Source organism: Herbaspirillum sp. CAH-3 (assembly GCF_009668275.1).
Lineage (GTDB): Bacteria > Pseudomonadota > Gammaproteobacteria > Burkholderiales > Burkholderiaceae_D > Herbaspirillum > Herbaspirillum aquaticum.
In genome coordinates, this window is record NZ_VSWE01000011.1 from 31,725 (window position 1) to 52,507 (window position 20,783).

Annotated in this window: 17 protein-coding genes; 3 read left to right on the plus strand and 14 right to left on the minus strand. The window is 65.3% G+C overall.

All coding sequences use genetic code 11. The features are described 5' to 3' along the window. The first annotated feature begins 52 nt into the window (after positions 1-52). Positions 53-1,294, plus strand: a complete 1,242-nt coding sequence (locus FYB76_RS15155) for an MFS transporter (RefSeq protein ID WP_088754767.1) — start codon at positions 53-55, stop codon at positions 1,292-1,294. A gap of 113 nt (positions 1,295-1,407) precedes the next feature. On the opposite strand, the gene FYB76_RS15160 is transcribed toward FYB76_RS15155, so the two are convergent. The 11 genes from FYB76_RS15160 to FYB76_RS15210 all read right to left on the minus strand — a co-directional run bounded on the left by FYB76_RS15160 (position 1,408) and on the right by FYB76_RS15210 (position 13,638). Next, positions 1,408-2,160, minus strand: coding sequence for a PEP-CTERM sorting domain-containing protein (locus tag FYB76_RS15160; RefSeq protein WP_154134186.1), 753 nt, complete (start codon positions 2,158-2,160; stop codon positions 1,408-1,410). Positions 2,161-2,285: 125 nt separating this feature from the next. Then, a complete protein-coding gene (locus FYB76_RS15165; RefSeq protein ID WP_154134187.1) occupies positions 2,286-4,106 on the minus strand; it encodes a methyl-accepting chemotaxis protein in 1,821 nt (606 codons plus the stop codon). 540 nt (positions 4,107-4,646) lie between these two features. Further along, a complete protein-coding gene (locus FYB76_RS15170; RefSeq protein ID WP_154134188.1) occupies positions 4,647-6,629 on the minus strand; it encodes an AMP-binding protein in 1,983 nt (660 codons plus the stop codon). 15 nt (positions 6,630-6,644) lie between these two features. Next, on the minus strand, positions 6,645-7,928 hold the full coding sequence (locus FYB76_RS15175) for an MSMEG_0569 family flavin-dependent oxidoreductase (RefSeq protein WP_154134189.1): 1,284 nt from the start codon (positions 7,926-7,928) through the stop codon (positions 6,645-6,647). 49 nt (positions 7,929-7,977) lie between these two features. Continuing rightward, positions 7,978-8,265, minus strand: a complete 288-nt coding sequence (locus FYB76_RS15180) for an MSMEG_0570 family nitrogen starvation response protein (RefSeq protein WP_088754762.1) — start codon at positions 8,263-8,265, stop codon at positions 7,978-7,980. After that, complete coding sequence (locus tag FYB76_RS15185; protein WP_195724648.1) at positions 8,258-9,454, minus strand: MSMEG_0565 family glycosyltransferase; 1,197 nt, start codon at positions 9,452-9,454, stop codon at positions 8,258-8,260. The genes FYB76_RS15180 and FYB76_RS15185 overlap by 8 nt, the downstream gene beginning before the upstream one ends. Beyond that, complete coding sequence (locus FYB76_RS15190) at positions 9,455-10,456, minus strand: sll0787 family AIR synthase-like protein (RefSeq protein ID WP_154134190.1); 1,002 nt, start codon at positions 10,454-10,456, stop codon at positions 9,455-9,457. Next, positions 10,453-11,016, minus strand: a complete 564-nt coding sequence (locus FYB76_RS15195) for an MSMEG_0567/Sll0786 family nitrogen starvation N-acetyltransferase (protein ID WP_154134191.1) — start codon at positions 11,014-11,016, stop codon at positions 10,453-10,455. Before FYB76_RS15195 ends, FYB76_RS15190 begins: the two co-directional genes overlap by 4 nt. 1 nt (position 11,017) lies before the next feature. After that, the gene (locus FYB76_RS15200; protein WP_154134192.1) at positions 11,018-12,100 is read right to left on the minus strand and encodes an MSMEG_0568 family radical SAM protein; all 1,083 of its coding nucleotides are present in this window, start codon (positions 12,098-12,100) and stop codon (positions 11,018-11,020) included. Continuing rightward, positions 12,057-13,139 carry a Nit6803 family nitrilase gene (locus FYB76_RS15205; RefSeq protein ID WP_154134193.1) on the minus strand — a complete coding sequence of 361 codons (1,083 nt, stop codon included), beginning with the start codon at positions 13,137-13,139 and terminating at the stop codon, positions 12,057-12,059. Before FYB76_RS15205 ends, FYB76_RS15200 begins: the two co-directional genes overlap by 44 nt. Before the next feature lie 16 nt (positions 13,140-13,155). Continuing rightward, positions 13,156-13,638: an MSMEG_0572/Sll0783 family nitrogen starvation response protein gene (locus FYB76_RS15210; protein ID WP_006463016.1), complete on the minus strand. Its 483-nt coding sequence runs from the start codon at positions 13,636-13,638 to the stop codon at positions 13,156-13,158. A gap of 443 nt (positions 13,639-14,081) precedes the next feature. On the opposite strand from FYB76_RS15210, the gene FYB76_RS15215 reads away from it, so the two are divergent. Both FYB76_RS15215 and FYB76_RS15220 read left to right on the plus strand, forming a co-directional pair. Then, positions 14,082-15,476, plus strand: a complete 1,395-nt coding sequence (locus FYB76_RS15215) for a PLP-dependent aminotransferase family protein (protein ID WP_229296980.1) — start codon at positions 14,082-14,084, stop codon at positions 15,474-15,476. Between the two features lie 200 nt (positions 15,477-15,676). Beyond that, positions 15,677-16,897: an HD-GYP domain-containing protein gene (locus FYB76_RS15220; RefSeq protein WP_088754755.1), complete on the plus strand. Its 1,221-nt coding sequence runs from the start codon at positions 15,677-15,679 to the stop codon at positions 16,895-16,897. 40 nt (positions 16,898-16,937) lie between these two features. Here FYB76_RS15220 and glpK read toward each other — a convergent pair whose 3' ends face one another. From glpK to FYB76_RS15235, 3 genes are all read right to left on the minus strand, one after another. Further along, complete coding sequence (glpK, locus tag FYB76_RS15225) at positions 16,938-18,419, minus strand: glycerol kinase GlpK (protein WP_154134194.1); 1,482 nt, start codon at positions 18,417-18,419, stop codon at positions 16,938-16,940. A 211-nt stretch (positions 18,420-18,630) separates the two neighbouring features. Further along, positions 18,631-20,379, minus strand: a complete 1,749-nt coding sequence (locus FYB76_RS15230) for an ABC transporter substrate-binding protein (RefSeq protein ID WP_154134195.1) — start codon at positions 20,377-20,379, stop codon at positions 18,631-18,633. Between the two features lie 117 nt (positions 20,380-20,496). Further along, the gene (locus tag FYB76_RS15235; protein WP_154134196.1) at positions 20,497-20,781 is read right to left on the minus strand and encodes a DUF2160 domain-containing protein; all 285 of its coding nucleotides are present in this window, start codon (positions 20,779-20,781) and stop codon (positions 20,497-20,499) included. Positions 20,782-20,783: the final 2 nt, after the last annotated feature.

A 20,783-nucleotide genomic window follows, 5' to 3' on the forward strand; every position in this document is an offset into this window, starting at 1 on the left:
TAGGTGCCAATGATACGCTTCGAGTCTTCCTCGTGCTTGCCTTCTCCACACCATGACCAGTGCCACCGACTCCAATGCGGCCGTGCCTTCCGGCGCGACTGCCTCCACCGATTCTCCTGCGGCCATCGCCGCCCAGCCGCTGGTGATGAGCATCATCCTGGCCTGCGGCGGTGCGCACTTGATCAATGACATGATCCAGGCGCTGCTGCCCTCGATCTATCCCATGCTCAAGACCGGCTATGGCCTCACCTTTACGCAGGTCGGGCTGATCACGCTGACCTTCCAGGTCACGGCCTCCCTGCTGCAACCCTGGATCGGCATGTATACCGATCGCCATCCCCAGCCCTGGCTGCTGCCCACCGGCGCCGTGGCGACCCTGGTCGGCATCGTGCTGCTGGCGCTGGCGGGCAGCTTCCACGCCTTCCTGCTGGCGGCCGCCCTGATCGGCATCGGTTCCTCCACCTTCCACCCGGAAGCCTCGCGCATCGCCCGCATGGCCTCGGGGGGACGCTTCGGCCTGGCGCAATCGACCTTCCAGGTCGGCGGCAATGCCGGTTCGGCTTTCGGCCCCTTGCTGGCGGCAGCCATCGTGGTGCCCTATGGCCAGGGCAACGTGGCCTGGTTCGTGCTGCTGTCGGTGCTGGCCATCGTGGTGCTGTCGCGGGTGTCGGCCTGGTATCGCGGGCATCTCGCGGCCAACAAGGGCAAAGGCAAGCCGCGCGCGGCCCACGCGCTGCCGGCGGCCACCGTGCGCCGCGCGCTGGTGGTGCTGGCGCTGCTGGTGTTTTCCAAATATTTCTACATGGCCAGCTTCACCAGTTACTTCACCTTCTACCTGATCGAGCGCTTCCAGATGTCGGTGGCTTCCTCCCAGCTGTATCTGTTCCTGTTCCTGGGGGCGGTGGCGGTGGGCACCTTCGTGGGCGGCCCGATTGGCGACCGCATCGGCCGCAAGCTGGTGATCTGGATCTCGATCCTGGGCGCCGCCCCGTTCGCCCTGATGCTGCCGCACGCCAACCTGTTCTGGACGGCCGTGCTGTCGGTGGTGATCGGGCTGGTGATTTCCTCGGCCTTTGCGGCCATCGTGGTCTACGCCCAGGAGCTGGTGCCGGGCAAGGTGGGCATGATTGCGGGGGTGTTCTTCGGCCTCATGTTCGGCTTCGGCGGGATCGGTGCGGCGCTGCTGGGTCACCTGGCCGACCTGTACGGCATCGCCTGGGTCTACAGCCTGTGCGCCTTCCTGCCGCTGGCAGGGGTGCTGACGGTACTGCTGCCGGATGTGCGCGAGCGCTGAGATCGTCGCAGCATTCACGCAAAGACTGTTGGACATGACAAAAAAACGCGCTGGCCCGCAAGCCAGCGCGTTTTTCTTCATACGTGCGCCCAGTGGCGCGGCGCAAACCCGGATCAGGCGGCAGCTGCCGGTACGGATGCAGCAAACTGGCTGCGACGGCGCCAAGCCAGCCATCCCACCATGGCAAGACCGGCCAGCAGCATGGCATAGGTCGACGGTTCCGGCACCGGTGCGACGCTGCGCAGCGAGGCGTTGGAGGTGAACAGGGTGGCGTTGGAAAACGCCGGCACCTGCCCGCCATTGTTGTTCCAGTTGATCGCAAAGCTGCCCGACTTGGTCTGGCCGGCGTTGAGCACCAGGTTGTCGAAGAGGAAGGAACCGGTAGCATTGCCCGCGTGAATGCCCAGCACCAGGTCCATCTGCAGGCTCTTGCTGGAGGTGATGCTCCAGGTACCGGATTTGCTGCCATTGGCCACACTGAAGGTCAGGGTCAGGTTGGAACCCAGGACCTGGCTGGCGGAGCCCGACAGGGCGCTGTTGGAGCCGATCTTGCCCAGCAGATTCCAGGTTCCGCCGCCAAACGAACTGCTGAACAGCGAACTGTCGCCATCTTGGCCCGACTGCGCGTTGCCGCTGGTCAGCACGAAATTGTTGGCTGTCTTGCCAGCCAGAATCACGTCATTGACGCTGGCGGTACCCAGCCCAGGGCTGCTGGAACCACCGGAACCACCGGAATTACCCGAGTTGCCGGAATTACCGGAGTTGCCGGAATTACCGGAGTTGCCGCCACCCTTGTTGTTACCACCAGGCGCTGCGACCGCGATTGAACTGGCTACCAGAAGGATGGCTGCAATCAGGGCTTTCATGACGTTCCTCTTTGTTGTCGAATTGATATCTTTACGAGTTTGATTTTAATCAAACGACAACAAAAAGTTTAGTCTTTTTTACAATTAGTTGTTTTTTAAACCACAAATCCTTACCGGTGTGAAATTCATTGCCGCGCCGCATCCCGCAAGCGGAACAAGGCCACCACCTCCGCCAGCCGCGCCGCCTGCTCCTGCAGTTGCTGGGCACCGGCGGCGGCCTCTTCCACCAGTGCCGCGTTCTGCTGCGTTGCCTGGTCCATGTGGGCCACGGCGTCGTTGGTCTGCTGGATGCCCTGGCTCTGCTCGCGGCTGGCCGAGGTGATCTCGGCCACCACGTCGCTGACCTTGCGCACGCTTTCCACGACGCTGCGGATGGTGCTGCCGGCTTCACTGACGGTCTGCTCACCGGCGCGCACCTGCTCCACCGAATCGCTGATCAAGACCTTGATTTCCTTGGCGGCCGTGGCCGAACGCTGGGCCAGCGAGCGCACTTCGGAGGCCACCACCGCAAAGCCGCGTCCCTGCTCACCCGCACGGGCCGCTTCCACTGCCGCATTCAGGGCCAGGATGTTGGTCTGGAAGGCGATGCCGTCGATCACGCTGATGATGTCCACGATCTTCTGCGAAGAGGCATTGATGGCGCTCATGGTCTGGACCACCTGCTCCACCATGGCGCCACCCCGGCCGGCGATCTCGGAGGCCGACTGCGAGAGTTCGTTGGCTTGGTGGGCGTTGTCGGCGTTGTGGCGCACGCTGGAGGTCAGTTCCTCCATGGCCGCGGCCGTCTGCTCCAGCGAGCTGGCCTGCGATTCGGTGCGCTGCGAGAGGTCCATGTTGCCGCTGGCGATGTCGCGGGTGGCGGCGTGGATGGTGTGGCTGGCCTCGCGGATGTCGAGCATGACGTGCTCGACCTTGTCGACGAAGCGATTGAACGCGGCACTGATGCGGCCCAGCTCATCGGTGCTGCCATGGGTATCGAGGCGGCGCGTCAGGTCGCCGTCGCCATCGGCGATTTCTTCCAGCGCACGCTGCACCACCGACAACCGGCGCAGCACCCGCGAGATCAGCGCACCCAGCACCAGGGCAGCGAGGATGGTCACCACCACCGCCATGACGCCCGAGCTGGCCAGCATGGCCGTCAGCGAAGCCAGCGCATCGGCGCGGTCCACCGCCACCACCAGCAGCCAGTCGGTGCCGGCCACGCGGGCCGCAAACAGCATCTGCTTGCGGCCGTCCAGCGCCAGTTCCTGATGGCTGTTGGCGGCCATGGCGGCCGACAGCGATTGCGGCGTGATGGCCGCATCCAGGTCCGACAAGGGTTTGAGGCGCAGCTTGTCATTGGGGTGGGCAATGATCTTGCCGCCCAGGTCGACCAGGAAGGCATAGCTGTTGGGGGTGGGCTTGATGGCCACCACATCGGCCACCACGCTGTCGAGCAGCACATCGGCCGCCGCCACGGCCGTGACCTGGCCGTCCTTGGTGATGGCTTCGGCGAAAGTCACCAGCAGCTTGCCGGTACTGGCGCTGGTGTAGGGGGCGGTCAGCACCGGCCCCTTGCTGGAGGAAGCGAGCTGGTACCAGGGACGCTTGGTCGGATCGTAGTCCGGCGCGCGGTTGCGCTGCTGCGAGAACACGGCGTGCTTGTCGGCGTAGCCGATGTAGGCCAGGTCGAAGCCGCCGGCGGTCTCGGCCGCCTTCACGAAGGGCAGCGGTTCGGCGGCGTCAGCCGCCTGCTTGATGGAGGAGACCACCAGTTTCCTGGCATCGGCCCATTCTGCAATGGCCGATGCCTGGCTCTGCGCCAGCTGGGCCATCTGGCCGTCCAGCACGCTCATGGTGCGCGAGCGTGCGGTGATGAAGTTGGTCAGGACGATGGCCAGCATGGCCAGTACGACGATGCCGGCACAGAGGGCAATGAGTCGGGTACGCAGGGAAGAAGATGTCATGGTGTATTGACCTGGAAAGCTGTGGATGATCAAGCAAGCGCCCTCGCCGGCACGCAGCCTGGCTGCGGTCGGACCTGAGGGCAGAATGGAATGTTGTTATGACCCCGGTTTGGCCGGAGTGCGGGGAATGGGTCGGTCCGTCATCACGAGCCTGGCCGCAGCCAGGGCTCGTCCCGTTCTGATGCGACCGGACGCCATGCTCGGATCGTTCCCCCGTTGTAGTCACGCAATCCGATTGCTTGCAAGCGTAACAGCGGGCGGCATGGGAACTTCAACAATTCGCGCGGTTCCCGGCAAAGCGGGATGAAGTGATGCGCGCATGCCACGTTGCCATGTGGCAAGTGGCAAGTGGCCTCCCGGCGGGTCGCCAGGACTGCGCTGCGATTTTCTGCCGATTTAAGTCTGGCTTAATTTTCGGAGCCTACAGTAGCCACATCGGGATCTCCTCTTTCCCCTTGTCCGCTGCGACGACATCCAGCGGATCTTTCAGCCCGTCCACTCCCCCGGACGGGCTTTTTTTCGTGCGCTGCCGCCGACTGCTCATGCCGGTTCCGGCAGGTCCAGGCGGGCGGCGGCAGCCAATGCCTGCTGCAGTTCCTGCAATTCCGGCGCAGCAACGTCGCCGCTGGCCTCGCGGGCGACCAGTTCGCGCAGGTCCCGGCGCAAGACCTTGCCCGAGCGCGTGCGCGGCAAGGCTTGCGCCAGCACGATGCGGCGCGGCCTGGCCCAGGCGCCGATGGCCGCCACCACGGCGTCTCCCAGCCGATGTTCCAGCAGGCTGCGCTGGTAGCCGGTATCAGGACGCGGCACCACCACGGCCACCGGTACCTGTCCGCGCAGAGGATGCGGTATGCCGAAGACGGCGACCTCGGCCACAGCATCATCGGCCAGCAGGATCTCTTCCACTTCACGCGTTCCCAGCCGCTTGCCCGCCACGTTGATGACATCGTCGGCGCGCCCGAGCACCCGCAGATGGCCCTGTACATCGGCCACGGCGAGATCGAAGGTGGCATAGCGCCACTGCCCGGACGGCGATGACGGCGATGACGGCTCGGCCTGTTCCGGCAACTGGCTCCAGTAGGTGCGCACAAACTGTTCATCGCGCTGCCACAGCGTGGTCAAGCAGCCTGGCGGCAGGACACCGGCAGCCATGAGCAAGCCCTTGCTGCCCGGCGCGCAGCTCGCACCGCTGTGCTCATCGCGCAATTCAAGACGATAGCCGGCTGTGGCCAAGCCGGGCGAGCCGCGCTGGCGGCGCAAGGGGGTGCGGCCATCGAGGTCGGTCAAGGGCAGGCCGATGACCGGGGACCCGGTTTCGGTCTGCCAGTAGTGATCGATGACGGGCTTGCCCAGGGCGTCGTCCAGCCAGGCCGCCGTGGGTTCGTCCAGCGGTTCGCCCGCCAGGAACAGGCATCGCAGCGCTGACAGGTCGGCCATGCGGAAGGCCCGGCGCCCGCCGCGCTTGAGCAGGCGCATGGCGGTGGCCGAGGACAGCATCAGGTTCACCCGGTATTTTTCCGCCAGGCGCCACCAGGCGCTGGCATCGGGGCGCATCGGCGAGCCTTCGTAAAGCACCGTGCACATCCCCGTCAGCAGGGGTGCATAGACGCCATAGCTGTGCCCCACCACCCAGCCCAGGTCGGAGGTGGTGAACATGGTCTGCCCCGGCTGGCCCTGGAACAGCAGGGCCATCGACGTCGCCAGGGCGACTGCATGGCCACCGGTATCACGCTGTACGCCCTTGGGCTGGCCGGTGGTGCCGGAGGTGTAGAGCAGGTAGCTGGGCTCGCCGGACTCCAGCCACACGCAGGGCACGTCGGCGTCGAAGTACTGCGTGCGCAAGGCGTGATAATCATGATCACGCTGCGGCACGGCAGTCCAGGGCAGCAGGCCGCGATCGACCACCAGCACCGGGCAGCTGCAGCCGGCGATGTCCATGGCCTGGTCGACCCAGGTCTTGTAGCGGACCGCTACGCCGTTCTGGAAACCGGCATCGGCACACACCACCAGCGCCGGCGCCGCATCGGCAATGCGCGCGGCCAGGCTGGCCGGCGCGAAGCCGCCAAAGACCACCGAATGCACCGCCCCGATGCGGGCACAGGCCAGCATGGCAATGGCTGCCTCGGCCATCATGGGCAAATAGACCAGCACCCGGTCGCCGCGCTGCACCCCGCGAGCACGCAGGATGGCGGCCATGATACTGACCTCCCGGTGCAGTTGCCGATAGCTCAGTACGCGCTCCTGCCCCGTCTCCTGCGACACGCACACCAGGGCCGACTGCTCGCCCCGTTCTGGCAGATGGCGGTCGACGGCGTTGTAGCACAGGTTGGTCAGCCCGCCTGCAAACCAGCGGGCAAACGGCGCACGGCCATCATCGAGGACCTGGTCGAAAGCGCGCTGCCAGTGGATGCGGCTGGCCTGCATGCGCCAGAAGGCGTGCGGGTCCTGCCGCGAGAAGTCCATGAGCCGGCCATAGGCGGAGGAGCCGGCCTCCACCGGCAAGGGCTGCGGTGCGGGATGCATGGGCGCCTCCGGCAATCAGGCGGCTTGCGACAGCGCCGGCTGCCCGGCCTGCGCGCGCAGCGCCGTGATGTGGTCGAACAGGTAGCGCGCGTCGCGGGCTATGCCCGAGAAGCGGCCCGAGCCCCAGGTGTATTGCCACGGCAAGCCGAGGAAATACAGGCCCGGTGCCGCCGTCACGCCACGCTCATGTCCGGGATAGCCACGGCCATCGAAGATGGGCTCGGCGATCCAGCTGAAATCGGTACGGAATCCGATGCACCACACCACCGCCGAGACGCCCCGTGCGCGCAGGTCCAGGGTGCGCACTTCCTCTGCGGGAGGCTGCCAGACCGGCACATAGCGGGCCTCCGTCGGCGCCTCGATCTGTTGCGCGGCGATGAACTTGTCGATGCTGTCCTTGATGCTTTCGGAGACCGCATCGGCTTCATCGAGATAGCCCTTGAGACCGGCCCCGAACCGCACGACCTCGCCGTCGAGGCTGTCGAACTTGCCGTAGAGCTGCATGCCTTCCAGGGCGAATTTGCGCAGGTCGATATCGCGCCCGCCATCACGGCCGGTGACGTAGTGGTTGGTCTTCTCGCGCACGCCCGTGCCCAGCGGATGCTGGTCCACCGGCAGGTCGTAGTACTTCATCTTGTCCAGCCACTCCACCACATCCTTGCCGCGATAGGTGCGCGCCACGCGCGGCGCCTCGCCCACGCCCAGGTGCACGCGGCGTCCGGCCAGGTGCAGGTCTTCGGCGATCTGGCAGCCGGACTGGCCGGTACCGACCACCAGCACCTCGCCCTCAGGCAGCGACTCCGGATTGACATACTGGCTGGAATGGATCTGCACGATATCGGCCGGCAGGCGCTCGGCCGCACGCGGCACCACGGGGATATGGTAGCCCCCCACGGCCACCACCACCTGGTCGGCCGTATAGTCGCCATCGCTGGCGGTGATGTGCCAGCCCTCACCTGTGCGCCAGAGTTTCTGGACGCTCACGCCTTCGCGCACCGGGGGCTGGAAGCTGGCCACGAAGCCATCGAGGTAGGCCACGATCTCATCCTTCTTCATGAAACCGTAGGGATCGTCACCGCGATAGGGATAGCCGGGCAGGTTGCATTGCCAGTTGGGTGTGACCAGGCAGAACGTGTCCCAGCGCTCGTTGCGCCAGGCATGGCCGACCTCGTGCTTTTCCAGCACCAGGTGATCGATGCCGGCCTGTTTCAGGTACCAGCTGATGGACAGGCCGGCCTGTCCGCCGCCGATGATGATGACGCTGTGGTGGCGCGCTGCGCCGGAAGATGGGGTAGCCATGATGTTCCTCTTGCGATGTCGTGTTGATGGAGAGTCAGGAAGATGCCGCTCAGGGCGTAAAGGATTCGACCCGCACCACCGGATCGGGACTGGCCTCGAAGCGGGCAGCCAGCTCCTCGATGCGGCGCAGCTGGTCCAGGGCGGATGAACAGGCGAAACCGTATTTCTCGCGCACCCGCTCGCTGCCGATGTTGAGCGCGGTCGCGCTGCGCTGGACGAACTCGGCCAGCGGGTAGCTGCGGCCGGCCTCCAGGTGTTCCTTCACCACCAGCGAGGGCGAATAGCAATCGGTGACGGTGTCGTCCGGCCAGCGGACGCGAAAGTGCATTTCAGGCATGGTGTTCCTCTTGGAATGACGCTGCCAACGGACGGCAGCTGATGAAATCTGCATACAGGTCCGCATGCCGCCGTGCCGAGCGCTGCCATGCGAAGCCCGCACATACTTCCCGGCCCGCCGCGATCAAACTTGGCCGCGCGCACGGGTCCAGCGCATGGGCGATGCCGGCGGCCACCGAGGCCGGGTCGGTCGGATCGACCCAGGCGCAGCAGTCGCCGTCGAGATACTCGGTGAAAGGCGCGATGCGCGAGACCACCACCGGCACGCCGCTGGCCATGGCCTCCAGCACCACCAGGCCGAAACCCTCCTTGAGCGAGGGAAACACCAGCACATCGGCACAACGGAACAGGGACGGCATGTCGGCGTCGGCCACCTGGCCGAGGATGCGCACGGTGTCGGCCGGCAAGGCGGCGGCCTCAAGCTCGGCCTGGAAGGCTTGCTGGTAGTGCGCGTGATCGAGCACGCTGGCGCCACCCGCAATGACCAGTTGCGCCTGCGGATAGACGCGGCGCAGGCGCACGAACGCCTGCAGGATGCCCAGCGTGTTCTTGCGGGGTTCGACGCCGCCGACGGCCAGCAACAGCGGGGCGCCGGTCAGGCCAAGGGCATGCCGCAAAGCCTGATCGCGGGGTCCTGGCTCGGGGGTATAGCGCAGCGTGTCGACCCCGTTGGACACCAGCGCGGAGCGCACGCCATGTTCGCGCAGCAGGATGTCCTGCCAGGTCCGGCTCACGCACAGCACCAGGTCGGCCTCACGGTAGCCGCGTTCCTGCCAGGCGTGCAGGCGCGCATCGTCGAACTGGTCGAGATGATGCACGGTGCGCACATAGCCGCCGATCACGCCACGCTCGGCCAGGGTGGCCAGTGCGTTGGCGCTGATGGAATCCTGCGCATGGCAGATGTCAAAGCGCCCCATGTCGCGCTGCGCGAAGCAGCGCAGGTAATCGTCGATGCGCTGGCGCACCATGCCAGCCACATCACCGCACTGCACGGGTCCCGGCACCGGCTGGAAATGGCAGGCCGCAGGCCGGAACAAACCCTTGCCGCGGGCGTCGGGGGCAAACAGGGTGACGTCCTGCCCCATGGCCTGCAGGCTCTCGGCCAGTTGCAAGGCGTGTACCACACCGCCGCGCGGATTGACGGAGTGGGTCAGCATGGCGATGCGCAGTGGTGTGCGTAGTGCGTCCATTTACGCCCCCCGGCGCGGACCGCAACCGATCAACGCTTCCTCGGCCAGGTTCCAGAACGGCAGCCGCTGCCCCTGCATGCACAGGTCGAGCTGGCGGCTGTCATCAATGCGGCCGATGGCGGCAGCGGCAATGTCGCGCGCGGCGAAGCGGGACAGTACTTCCTGCAGGTCCTCCCCGGCCACGCTGAGCAAAAAACCATAGCTGGGGAAGGCGCCCAGCCAGCGCAGGAAATCGGCCTCCGGCGGACGCGGCACGGCATCCAGGTCGATCACCGCCCCCTTGCCGGAACACTCCAGCAGCATCAGGGCGGTCCCGATCACGCCGGCCATGCTGATGTCCTTGGCCGCCCGCACCAGGCCTGCCTCGGCCAGCCCGGGCAGCACCTCGAGATCAGCGCGCAAGCGTTCGGCGGGCGCACCGGTGCTGGCATTCCAGTAGGCATAGGGTTCCTGGAAGCGTCCGCGCAAATCGATGGCCGCCACCAGGTGCTCGCCACTGCGCGCATCGAAACTGGTGAGCAGCCGCTTGGCCCGGCCCATGATGGCAACCGACAACTGCTCGCGGTCATTGCGGCCATTGCTGTGTCCGCCCACCAGCGGTACGCCGTAGACGCGGGCGCCCTCGGCCAGGCCCTCGAGGATGGGACGTGCAGCCTCGCCGCCACGGCTCCACAGCGCATCGACCACCGCCAGGGGACGGCCGCCCATGGCATAGATGTCGCTGACGTTGACCATCACGCCGCAGTAGCCGGCAAACCAGGGCTGCTGCTCCACGAACTCATTGATGAATCCTTCGATGGCAAACAGCAGGTAGCCGTCGCCATCGGGAATGGCGGCACAATCATCGCCCACGGCCAGGGTATGGCCCTGGTGCCGGATCGCCGCCGCCATCGGCAAGGCCTGCATCACCGCGTCGATATCGCGCTTGTGGGCGATGCCGCGCGAGTTGCGCAAGGCCTCGACGATCTGCGCCAACGCGGCGCTGCCGTGGCGCGCATTCATGGCTTGTGCTCCTGGCGGCCACCCACGATGAAACCGACGTCGCCATCGCTGATGGGCGGATAGAAGGACAGGTCGGCCTGCATCTGGTGATGCGGCAGCCCATGCACTTCGATCTCGGCCAGGGTATGCCAGTGCAGGCGCCGGAACAGCGGTGCATTCTGGCTCTGCACCTGGGCCAGGAAGGTGTGGCAGCCATGCGCATGGGCGGTGGAGACGGCCAGCTTGATGAGGCCGCTGCCGACCGAGCCGATGCGGCGCGCATGCTGCGCCACGGCCAGCCGGGAACCGTGCCACACGCCTGGCGAAGATTCATGGATACGCACCGTTCCTATGATTTCCCGCCAACCATCGGCGCGCTCAAGAACGGCCACGATGGGCATGGCGATGCTGTCGATGGCATCGGTGTCGTCCTCCCGGAAGACACCCTGCTCGGTGCAGAACACGTCCCGGCGCAGGCGGCGCGCTGCTTCGCGCTCCCCTTTGTCCAGCGCCAGCTTGATGCGCACGCCTTGCGCCAGGATTTCAGGCGCGAGGGAAATTTTTTCGGCCACGTCGCTCATGTCATTTCCTTTCGAACGAAGACAGCGAGGAACACGCACCGCACTTGCCGCAGCCGGCCTTGGCGTCGCCCGAGCGCATGCCGGCACCAGCGAGCATGTCGGCCAGGGGCGCGAGCAGGCGACGCATCGATGCGGCATCGGGAGAAGGGTGATCTTCCAGCGGCGTGCCCGAGATCGGGACGAAGGGCACCACGAAGGGATACACGCCCAGTGCGATGAGCTGCTCGCTCATCCTGAGGATGGCCTCGTCGCTGTCACCCAGGCCGGCCAGGATGTAGGTGCTGACCTGCCCGCGTCCGAACACCTCGACGGCAGCGGCGAAGGCCTCCATGTAACGCTCCACCGGCACCGTAGCCTTGCCGGGCATGATGCGCTTGCGCACTTCCGGCGTGACCGCTTCCAGGTGCATGCCCAGGGTATCGATGCCGGCATCGGCCATGCGGCGGAACCAGACGTTGTCGTCGGGCGGCTCGCACTGGCCCTGGATCGGCAGGTTCACCGCCGACTTCACGCCGAAGGCACTCTCGCAGAGCAGCTGCGCACCGCGATCGGTGGCATTGGGCGTACCGGTGGTCATGACCATGTGCTTGACGCCATCGAGCAGCACTGCCGCACGCGCCACCTCGCCCAGCTGCTCGGGCGTCTTGCGCAGGATGGTGCGGCCGGCCGCCAGCGACTGGCCGATGGCGCAGAACTGGCAGGACTTGCGGCGGCTCTCGTAGCGGATGCAGCTCTGCAGGATGGTGGTGGCCAGCACATCGGCACCATGCAGCGTGGCGATCTTGCCGTAGGGGATGCCATCGAAGGTCTGCATCTTGTAGAAGCGCGGCTGGTGCGGGAAGGACACCACGCCCACCTCCACGCCATCGCGCAGGATGCGCGAAGCGCCATCGGCGCCAGGCTGCGTGGCCACATAGGGCGAGGACCAGGCCCCGGCCGTATGCACCGGGATCATCACGGTATGCCCGTCGACGGTTACCGCCTTGTGATCCGACGGCCCTGCCCCGCCCCGGCGGCTCTGTGCGCCGGCTGCGGGATCGTCAAGACGCAGCCCCAAGGACTGCAGTTCCGAGATCAATTCCATGGGGGCCTTGCGGCTCGGACGCTGGGGGTGCAACTGGATGACGGCTGTCTGCATGATGGGACCTCGTGGAGGAGTGGATGACAGGAGCGGGCTGTTCGACCGGGAACAGCGATGACATGGGCGAAGTGCGGCGATCATCGATCACCAGGTGCAGCAGTTCCGGGCGCGCATAGTGGCCCACCGAATCCATCATGCGCTTGCGCTTGGTGACCAGTTCCATGTCCAGGTCAGCCACCAGGATGCCTTCGCCGCTGCGCAGGGGTTCGGCCAGCAGCTTGCCTTCGGGCGAGACGATGGCGGTACAGCAGCCACCGCGCAGGGCCTTCTGCGCCTTGGGATCGGGCTCGATGGCGGCGATCTGTTCATCGGTGAGCCAGCCGGTCGCATTGATGACGAAACAGCCCGATTCCAGTGCGTGATGGCGGATGGTCACCTCCATCTGGTCGGCAAAGATCTGGCCCACCATGGAACCGGGAAACTGTGCGCAGTGGATTTCCTCGTGCTGCGCCATGAGGCTGTAGCGCGCCAGCGGGTTGTAGTGTTCCCAGCAGGCCAGCGCCCCCAGGCGGCCCACGGCGGTGGGCACCACCTTCAGGCCGCTGGCATCGCCCTGGCCCCAGATCATGCGTTCGTGATAGGTCGGCGTGATCTTGCGGCGCTTCAATACCAGGGTGCCATCGGCATCAAAGACCAGCTGCGTGTTGTAGAGCGTGCCGTGATCGCGTTCGTTGACGCCCAGCACCACCACCGTGCCATGCGCGCGTGCGGCTTCGGATACCGCCTGGGTCACGGGACCGGGCACCGTCACGGCCCGCTCGTAGAGCAGCAGGTGTTCCGGGCCCGAGGCGAAGGGCGGCCTCACGAACGAGAAGTACGGATAGTAGGGAACGAAGGTTTCCGGAAACACGACCAGTTGCGCGCCTTGCGCAGCGGCCTCGGCAATGGCCTGGCAGACCTTGGCCACGGTGCCGTGTTCGCTGTCGAGGTCGGGCGCGATCTGTACCGCCGCCGCCCGTACCGTTCTCTTGTGATTGCTCATGGGGCCGCCCTTCCGCTTACAGGGTCCAGGTGTCGAGGATGAAGGCGTTGTCGCGACGATGCAGCAGCACCAGGTCCAGCACGTCCAGCGGATTGATGGGGCGGATGCCCGGGATCAGCGAGGGCTCGCCGTGGCCGTACAGGGCCTGCAGGGCGAAGCGGCAGGCGTAGACCTTGCCGCCCTCTTCCATGAACTTGACGATCTGCTTGTTGAAGTTCTGGTGACCGGGGAAAGCCTCATCGCCCAGGGTCGGGAAACCGCGCTGCACGCCCAGCGTCACACCGGGACCGTAGAGCAGGATGGAGGTCTCGAAACCCTTGCGCTTCAGGCGCGTGGCCTGCAGCAGGTTGACGAAACCGATCGAGCCTTCGAAGGCCACCGTATGGAAAGTCACCAGCGCTTTTTCTCCCGGCTGGGCTTTGACGTCTTCGAATACCTTCTCTTCATAATCCACCAGGAAATCGCCGGGGGCGTGGGCTGCTTTGGTGACTGCGGGCATGGTGATACTCCTCTCGATTGCTGTTGGTCTGCACTTGGGGAAGTGGTCCGGCGACCTCGCCGCGACGCTGGCATTGAATGCATCAGGCGTGCCACCAGCACCCCGTCAATGGGTAAATTGACTGCATAAAAATCCCGTCAATCGCAGCATTCCGATGCCACCCCCAGCTCCTGTGCGGCTTGCCGAATCGTCACCGGCGAAAGGTTTTTTACGGGCCATGAAGCAATCCATTCAATCCCTCCATACAATCCGCAAACACCGCGCAAACCCGCATGCACCCTGGCGCAGCGCCGTGTCTTGAGTTGGTGCGCCGGCACTGCACGGGATGACGCAAGACGGTGCAATCGCAGCCCCTTTGCAGTCCGATTGGATGGAATGCAAATTGCATTCAATGAGGCTTTTCGATGCAGTCAATGTTGAACGCCGGAAACGAGGAAGCCGCCATGTCCAAGAACAGCACCCTGTGGGTCCCGAAATTGAAGAAGGGCAGCGGACCGCTCTACCTGGCCATCGCCAATGCGATCGCCGAGGATGTCGCCACCGGCCACCTGCAGCCCGAGCAGCGCCTGCCGCCGCAACGCAAGCTGGCCGAGTTGCTGGACCTGGACTTCACCACGGTGGCCCGCGCGTATACGGAAGCGCATCGGCGCGGCCTGGTGGATTCGGTGGTGGGACGCGGCACCTTCGTCTGCGGCAAACGCCGTCCGCGCATCCCGCGCGTGACCGAAGGCCGGCCCAATGTGGACATGTCGATGAACATGCCGCCCGAGCCGGAGTCGCCGGAGCTGATGGAATTGATGCAGTCGGGATGGAGCAAGGTCAACGGCCGCCTGCGCGACCTGATGCGCTACCAGGATTTCGGCGGATCGCCGGAGGATCGCGAAGCCGGTGCGCTCTGGCTGCGCCGGCGCGCGCTGCTGGTGGAACCGGAACGGGTACTGGTGACGCCGGGCGCGCAATGTGCGCTGCTGGCCATCCTCACCATGGTGGTCGGGCCGGGCGGCGTGCTCTGCTGCGAGGACGTCACCTATCCCGGCCTGCGGGCGCTGGCCGGGCATCTCAACATCAAGCTGGTCGGCTTGCCGATGGACAATGAAGGCATCGATGCCGTGGCCTTCGCGGGCGCCTGCGCGCAATACGCGCCCAAGGCGCTGTATTGCAATCCCACGCTGCTGAACCCGACCACCTGCACGACCTCGGTGTCACGGCGCCAGGCGCTGGTGGAGATCGCCCGCCACTACGAGGTCGCCATCATCGAGGACGATGCCTACGGTTTCCTGCCGCGCAATGCGCCACCGGCCATCGCCAGCCTGGGCAGCGAACTGACCTACTACGTCACGGGCCTGGCCAAGACCGTGGGCGCGGGCTTGCGCATCGCCTACATGGTGGCGCCGGACGTGGCCTCGGCCGCACGCCTGACGGCCGCCCTGCGCGCGACCACGGTCATGGCCTCGCCGGTCACCTCGACCCTGGCCACGCACTGGATCCGCGACGGCGTGGCCGACCTGGCGCTGGCCAACATCCGCAAGGAGTCGATGGCCCGCCAGAAGATCGCCGCCCGCATCCTGCCCGAGCACAGCTATGCCTCCGAAGCGGAAGCCTTCCACCTGTGGCTCAAGCTGCCCGGCGGCTGGCAGGCCAGCAGCTTTTCCGCCCAGATGCGCAGCAATGGCGTGGCCGTGGTGGGGGTGGATGCCTTCTCGGTGACGGCCGCCCCGGTGCAGGCCGTGCGGGTGTGCATCGGCGGCATCGCCAGCCGCAGTGACATCCAGCATGCCCTGGGCCTCATCCGCAGCACACTGGCCGACCAGCCGCTGATGAAACCGGCCGTGGTCTGAAACCGGGCCAGGTGCGCCGGCAGCCCGCAACGGCGCGGCATTGGCACGATTGCAACAAATCAGAAACGTTCACATATGGTCATGCATATGAGATCATTAACGACAAGCAATCCTGTCCGCGTACCCTCGGCGCTCCATCGCCTGCGGCCAGGAGCGCCACGCCAACCCGTTCCCCGGTGCGCCGGAAAGATGTACGAGAAATGTTGAAAAAAATTAAAACGGAGGATCTGGTCCTCGGGATGTATTTCTGCGGCTTCGAAGCGGCCTGGCTGGACCATCCGTTCTGGAAGAACAAGTTCCTGCTCAAGAATGAGGCCGACCTGAAGCAGGCGCATGCCAGCGGCATCGCCCACTGCTGGATCGATCCGGAACGCGGGCTGGATGTGGCCGAGACGAACGGGCAAGGGGCAGCCCCTGAAGACAGCGCACCCGTGCCCGCCGAGCCTGCCCCCGAACTGCCGCCGGGTCCGGACATCGACACCACCCTGCTGGAAGCCGAAGCCCTGCGCGAGAACGCCAAGAAGGCGACCAAGGCCATGTTCAGCGAAGCCCGGCTGGGCAAGGCGCTGGACATGGAGCGCTGCGTGACGGTGGTGGAGGAAATTGCCGGGGCCGTCCTGCAAAGCCCCAATGGCACGCTCAGCGTGCTGCGCCTCAAACTGGCCGATGAATATACCTACCTGCACTCGGTGGCGGTCTGCGCCCTGATGGTCGCCCTGGGGCGCACCCTGGGCCTGGACGAGAAGGCCTGCCGCGAAGCCGGCCTGGGTGGCTTCCTGCACGATGTGGGCAAGGCCTTCCTGCCGCACGACCTGCTCAACAAGCCCGGCAAGCTCACCGACGATGAATTCACCCTGATCAAGAAGCATCCCGAACTGGGCTACAAATACCTGAGCCTGGACCCCAACGTGCCCGATTACGCGCGCGATGTCTGCCTGCACCATCACGAGAAGATGGACGGCCACGGCTACCCGGAACTGCTGCGCAGCGGCCAGATCAGCCTGTATGCGCGCATGGCGGCGATTTGCGACGTGTATGACGCGCTCACCTCGGACCGTCCCTACAAGCGCGCCTGGGACCCTGCCGAAGCGATTTCCAGCATGGCCTCCTGGACCGGCCACTTCGACCGCGCCATGTTCCTGGCCTTCGTCAAGACCCTGGGCATCTACCCGGTCGGCTCCATCGTCAAGCTGGAATCGGGCCGCTCCGGTTTCGTGATCCGCCAGAATGCGCAGGACCTGACCCGCCCGGTGTTGAAGGTGTTCCGCTACAACGACGACATGGAAATGAGCGACACCGAGATCCTCGACCTGATGGCCACGCCCGAAGCCGATACCATCGTCGCCCGGGGCGGCGAGGAATGGGCGCGCCTGAGCCATCTCGACACCATGCAGATGCTCAGCACCGGCACGCCAAACTGATGCATCCCGGCGGCGCAGCACTGCGCCGCCGCTTTCTCGATCAAGCCGCGCTGACCTGGCGGATGGCCGCCTCCCAGGCATGAATGCGTTCCTGCGCCTGCTCGCGCGTGAAGTGCGGCTCGAAGGTGCGCTCCATGCGCCACTGTGCAGACAGCTCCGACAAGTCACGATAGACCCCCGTGGCCACCCCGGCCAGATAGGCCGCACCCAGCGCCGTGGTTTCGGTCACTTGCGGACGGATCACCGGAATGCCCAGCAGGTCGGCCTGGAACTGCAGCAGCAGGTTGTTGGCCGCGGCCCCGCCATCGACGCGCAATTCGGTGATGGGCGAGACCGCATCCTTGACCATTGCATTGAGCAAGGCGGTGCTCTGGAAGGCAATCGATTCCAGCGCCGCGCGGGCGATGTGGGCCACCGTGCTGCCCCGGCTCAACCCGACGATGGCGCCCTTGGCACCGGGATTCCAGTACGGCGCACCCAGCCCCGTGAAGGACGGCACGAACACCACCCCGCCCGAATCTTCCACCGTGCAGGCCAGTCCCTCGACGTCGGTGGAGGTCTTGATGGCCTTCAAGCCGTCGCGCAGCCACTGCACCACGGCACCGCCGATGAAGACGCTGCCTTCGAGCGCATATTGTTTGCGTTCATCGACCTGGCAGGCAGCGGTACTGATGAGGCCGTTGTGCGATGTCGCGCACTGGTCGCCGGTATGCAGCAGCATGAAGCAGCCGGTACCGTAAGTATTCTTGGCCATGCCAGGACTCACGCAGGCCTGGCCGAACAGGGCCGATTGCTGGTCGCCGGCGATGCCGCCGATCTTGACCGCCGCACCCAGGTGCTGCGCATCGATCTCACCATAAATGTGGGCCGAGGCATGCACCTGCGGCAGCATCGCGGCGGGAATATCGAGCCACTGCAGCAGTTCTTCATCCCAGGCACCGGTGTGGATATTCCACAGCATGGTGCGCGAGGCATTGGAGACATCGCTCACATGCAGGCGGCCCCCGGTCAGGTTCCAGACCAGCCAGGAATCGACGGTGCCGAACAGCAGTTCGCCCCGTTCGGCACGCGCACGCAGGCCGTCGACGTTGTCCAGGATCCAGCGCAGCTTGGTCCCGGAAAAATAAGGATCGAGCACCAGCCCGGTCTTCTTCTGGATGGCCTCGCCGAGTCCTCGTTCACGCAGCGCCGCGCACACCACTTCGGCGCGGCGGTCCTGCCAGACCACGGCGTTGTAGACCGGCTTGCCGGTGGCGCGCTCCCACACCACGGTGGTCTCGCGCTGGTTGGTGATGCCCAGGGCCGTCAGTTCTTCGGCCTTGATGCCGCTTTGCGCCAGTACCTTCTGCGCCGTCTGCAACTGGCTCTGCCACAGGTCCATGGGGTCGTGCTCGACCCAGCCCGGCTGCGGAAAGATCTGCGGGAATTCCTGCTGGGCCGTGGCGACGATGGCGCCGCTCTGGTCGAAAATGATGCTGCGCGAGCTGGAGGTACCCTGGTCGAGGGCGAGCAGATAGGCCATGATGATTCCTTGCAGACGACTGAAATACTAAGGTTTGAAAATGGAATAACACATTCCTGCGGGCCGCAACCGCAATTCAGATGCGGTCAATCTCGGAGGAGACTAAGTTTCAACGTAAAACCAAGTCAACACGCGCCGCTTCAAATTGAAGACGCCACCCCGACACCGGCCGGGATGGCGTCATCTCACGCGTGATGGCGATCAGGCTGCATCAGCGGACGCGGCCATCCTTCCAGGCTTGCAGCAGCTTGTCGTAGGGGATGGTTTCGCCCTTCGGCTTTTCGTTGGCCAGCTTGGCCCACGGTGCGCCCTTGTCGGACAGCCAGGTGGCCGGATCCTTCTTCGGGTTCAGCTTGGGCGCGCACTGCTTCATGCCGGCGCGCTGCAGGCGGGCCATGATACCGTCCATTTCCTCGGCCAGGTTGTCCATGGCGCCTTGCGGGGTCTTCTCGCCGGAGATGGCCGAGGAGATGTTCTTCCACCAGATCTGCGCCATCTTCGGATAGTCGGGCACGTTGGTACCGGTCGGGGTCCACGCCACCCGGGCCGGGCTGCGGTAGAACTCGATCAGGCCACCGTACTTGGCGGCGTTCTTGGTGAAGTAGTCGGAACGGATGTCGGAGTCACGAATGAAGGTCACGCCGACGATGGACTTCTTCAGCGAGACGGTCTTGGAGGTGGTGAACTGCGCGTACAGCCAGGCCGCAGCCATCTGGTCCGGCGGGGTGCTCTTGAGGAAGGTCCACGAACCCACGTCCTGGTAGCCGTTTTGCATGCCATCCTTCCAGTACGGGCCGTGCGGGCCGGGGGCCATGCGCCACTTGGGCGAACCGTCGGCGTTGACCACCGGCAGGCCCTGCTTGGTCATGCTGGCGGTGAAGGCGCTGTACCAGAAGATCTGCTGCGCGATGTGGCCTTGGGCAGGCACCGGGCCGGCTTCGGAGAAGGTCATGCCCAGCGCTTCGGGCGGGGCGTACTTCTTCATCCAGTCCAGGTACTTGGTCAGGGCGTAGACCGCCGCCGGCGAGTTGGTGGCACCGCCGCGCGAGACCGATGCGCCCACCGGGGTGCACTTGTCGTCGGCTACGCGGATACCCCATTCATCGACCGGCAAGCCATTGGGCAGGCCCTTGTCGGCAGCACCGGCCATGGACAGCCAGGCATCGGTGAAGCGCCAGCCCAGCGATGGGTCCTTCTTGCCGTAGTCCATGTGGCCGAAGACCTTCTTGCCGTCCAGTTCCTTGACGTCATTGGTGAAGAAGGCGGCGATGTCTTCGTAGGCCGACCAGTTCTGCGGCACGCCCAGCTCATAGCCGTACTTGGCCTTGAACTTGTCCTGCAGGTCCTTGCGCGCGAACCAGTCGGCGCGGAACCAGTACAGGTTGGCGAACTGCTGGTCAGGCAGCTGGTAGAGCTTGCCATCCGGGGCGGTGGTGAAGCTGGTACCGATGAAGTCCTTCAGGTCCAGGCCGGGGTTGGTGTATTCCTTGCCGGGGCCGGCCATGTAGTCGCTCAGCACCACGGTCTGGCCGTTGCGGTAGTGGGTACCGATCAGGTCGGAGTCGTTGACCCAGCCGTCATAGATGGACTTGCCCGATTGCAGGGAGGTCTGCATCTTCTCGACCACGTCGCCTTCCTGGATCACGTCGTGGATGACCTTGATGCCGGTGATTTCCTCGAAGGCCTTGGCCAGGGTCTTGGATTCATAGGCGTGTGTGTCCAGGGTCTCCGAGACCACGTGGATTTCCTTGACGCCCTTGGCCTTGAGCTTGGCGGCCGCGTCGATGAACCATTGCATCTCGGTGACCTGCTGTGGACGCGACAGCGTGCTGGGCTGGAATTCCGCATCCACCCACTTCTCGGCGGCCTTGATGTCGGCCCAGGCATTGCCCGCGATACCGGCCATGGCCATGGCGGCGGCCAGCACGGTCAGTTTGATTTTCCGCATGTTCTGCATCATGTCTCCTCGTCACCTTCCCCTGGGTTGGCGTGCCGGGTAGGGAAGGAGAATCCCCGGACGTCCATTGTGATTACCGTTCTGATTACAGATCTCTTGCCTGCTGCCCGAACACTCTTCTCACCCCTTGCGCATGATCAGCGCCAGCATCACGAAACCGATTGCGGCGGCATACCACTGGTCCAGGTCGGTGAGTCCGACCCAGGCCAGGTTGATGTAAGCAGCCGTGAGCAGCCCGATGAACAGGCGGTCACCGCGCGTGGTGCGCATGGGCAGGAAGCCCTTGCGCTCGATGGTCGGCGAGCGGATTTCCCACACCGTCATGCCGACCAGCATCAGCACCACGCAGGCGAAAAAGATCGCCACCGGTGGCGTCCACGACATCCACGACAAAGCATTTCCCATAA

Excerpts from the sequence above, each read along its gene's own strand:
- FYB76_RS15155 (WP_088754767.1), top strand. The coding sequence starts at position 53 with ATGACCAGTGCCACCGACTCCAATGCGGCCGTGCCTTCCGGCGCGACT.
- FYB76_RS15160 (WP_154134186.1), bottom strand. The coding sequence starts at position 2,160 with ATGAAAGCCCTGATTGCAGCCATCCTTCTGGTAGCCAGTTCAATCGCG.
- FYB76_RS15165 (WP_154134187.1), bottom strand. The coding sequence starts at position 4,106 with ATGACATCTTCTTCCCTGCGTACCCGACTCATTGCCCTCTGTGCCGGC.
- FYB76_RS15170 (WP_154134188.1), bottom strand. The coding sequence starts at position 6,629 with ATGCATCCCGCACCGCAGCCCTTGCCGGTGGAGGCCGGCTCCTCCGCC.
- FYB76_RS15175 (WP_154134189.1), bottom strand. The coding sequence starts at position 7,928 with ATGGCTACCCCATCTTCCGGCGCAGCGCGCCACCACAGCGTCATCATC.
- FYB76_RS15180 (WP_088754762.1), bottom strand. The coding sequence starts at position 8,265 with ATGCCTGAAATGCACTTTCGCGTCCGCTGGCCGGACGACACCGTCACC.
- FYB76_RS15185 (WP_195724648.1), bottom strand. The coding sequence starts at position 9,454 with ATGGACGCACTACGCACACCACTGCGCATCGCCATGCTGACCCACTCC.
- FYB76_RS15190 (WP_154134190.1), bottom strand. The coding sequence starts at position 10,456 with ATGAATGCGCGCCACGGCAGCGCCGCGTTGGCGCAGATCGTCGAGGCC.
- FYB76_RS15195 (WP_154134191.1), bottom strand. The coding sequence starts at position 11,016 with ATGAGCGACGTGGCCGAAAAAATTTCCCTCGCGCCTGAAATCCTGGCG.
- FYB76_RS15200 (WP_154134192.1), bottom strand. The coding sequence starts at position 12,100 with ATGGAATTGATCTCGGAACTGCAGTCCTTGGGGCTGCGTCTTGACGAT.
- FYB76_RS15205 (WP_154134193.1), bottom strand. The coding sequence starts at position 13,139 with ATGAGCAATCACAAGAGAACGGTACGGGCGGCGGCGGTACAGATCGCG.
- FYB76_RS15210 (WP_006463016.1), bottom strand. The coding sequence starts at position 13,638 with ATGCCCGCAGTCACCAAAGCAGCCCACGCCCCCGGCGATTTCCTGGTG.
- FYB76_RS15215 (WP_229296980.1), top strand. The coding sequence starts at position 14,082 with ATGTCCAAGAACAGCACCCTGTGGGTCCCGAAATTGAAGAAGGGCAGC.
- FYB76_RS15220 (WP_088754755.1), top strand. The coding sequence starts at position 15,677 with ATGTTGAAAAAAATTAAAACGGAGGATCTGGTCCTCGGGATGTATTTC.
- glpK (WP_154134194.1), bottom strand. The coding sequence starts at position 18,419 with ATGGCCTATCTGCTCGCCCTCGACCAGGGTACCTCCAGCTCGCGCAGC.
- FYB76_RS15230 (WP_154134195.1), bottom strand. The coding sequence starts at position 20,379 with ATGATGCAGAACATGCGGAAAATCAAACTGACCGTGCTGGCCGCCGCC.
- FYB76_RS15235 (WP_154134196.1), bottom strand. The coding sequence starts at position 20,781 with ATGGGAAATGCTTTGTCGTGGATGTCGTGGACGCCACCGGTGGCGATC.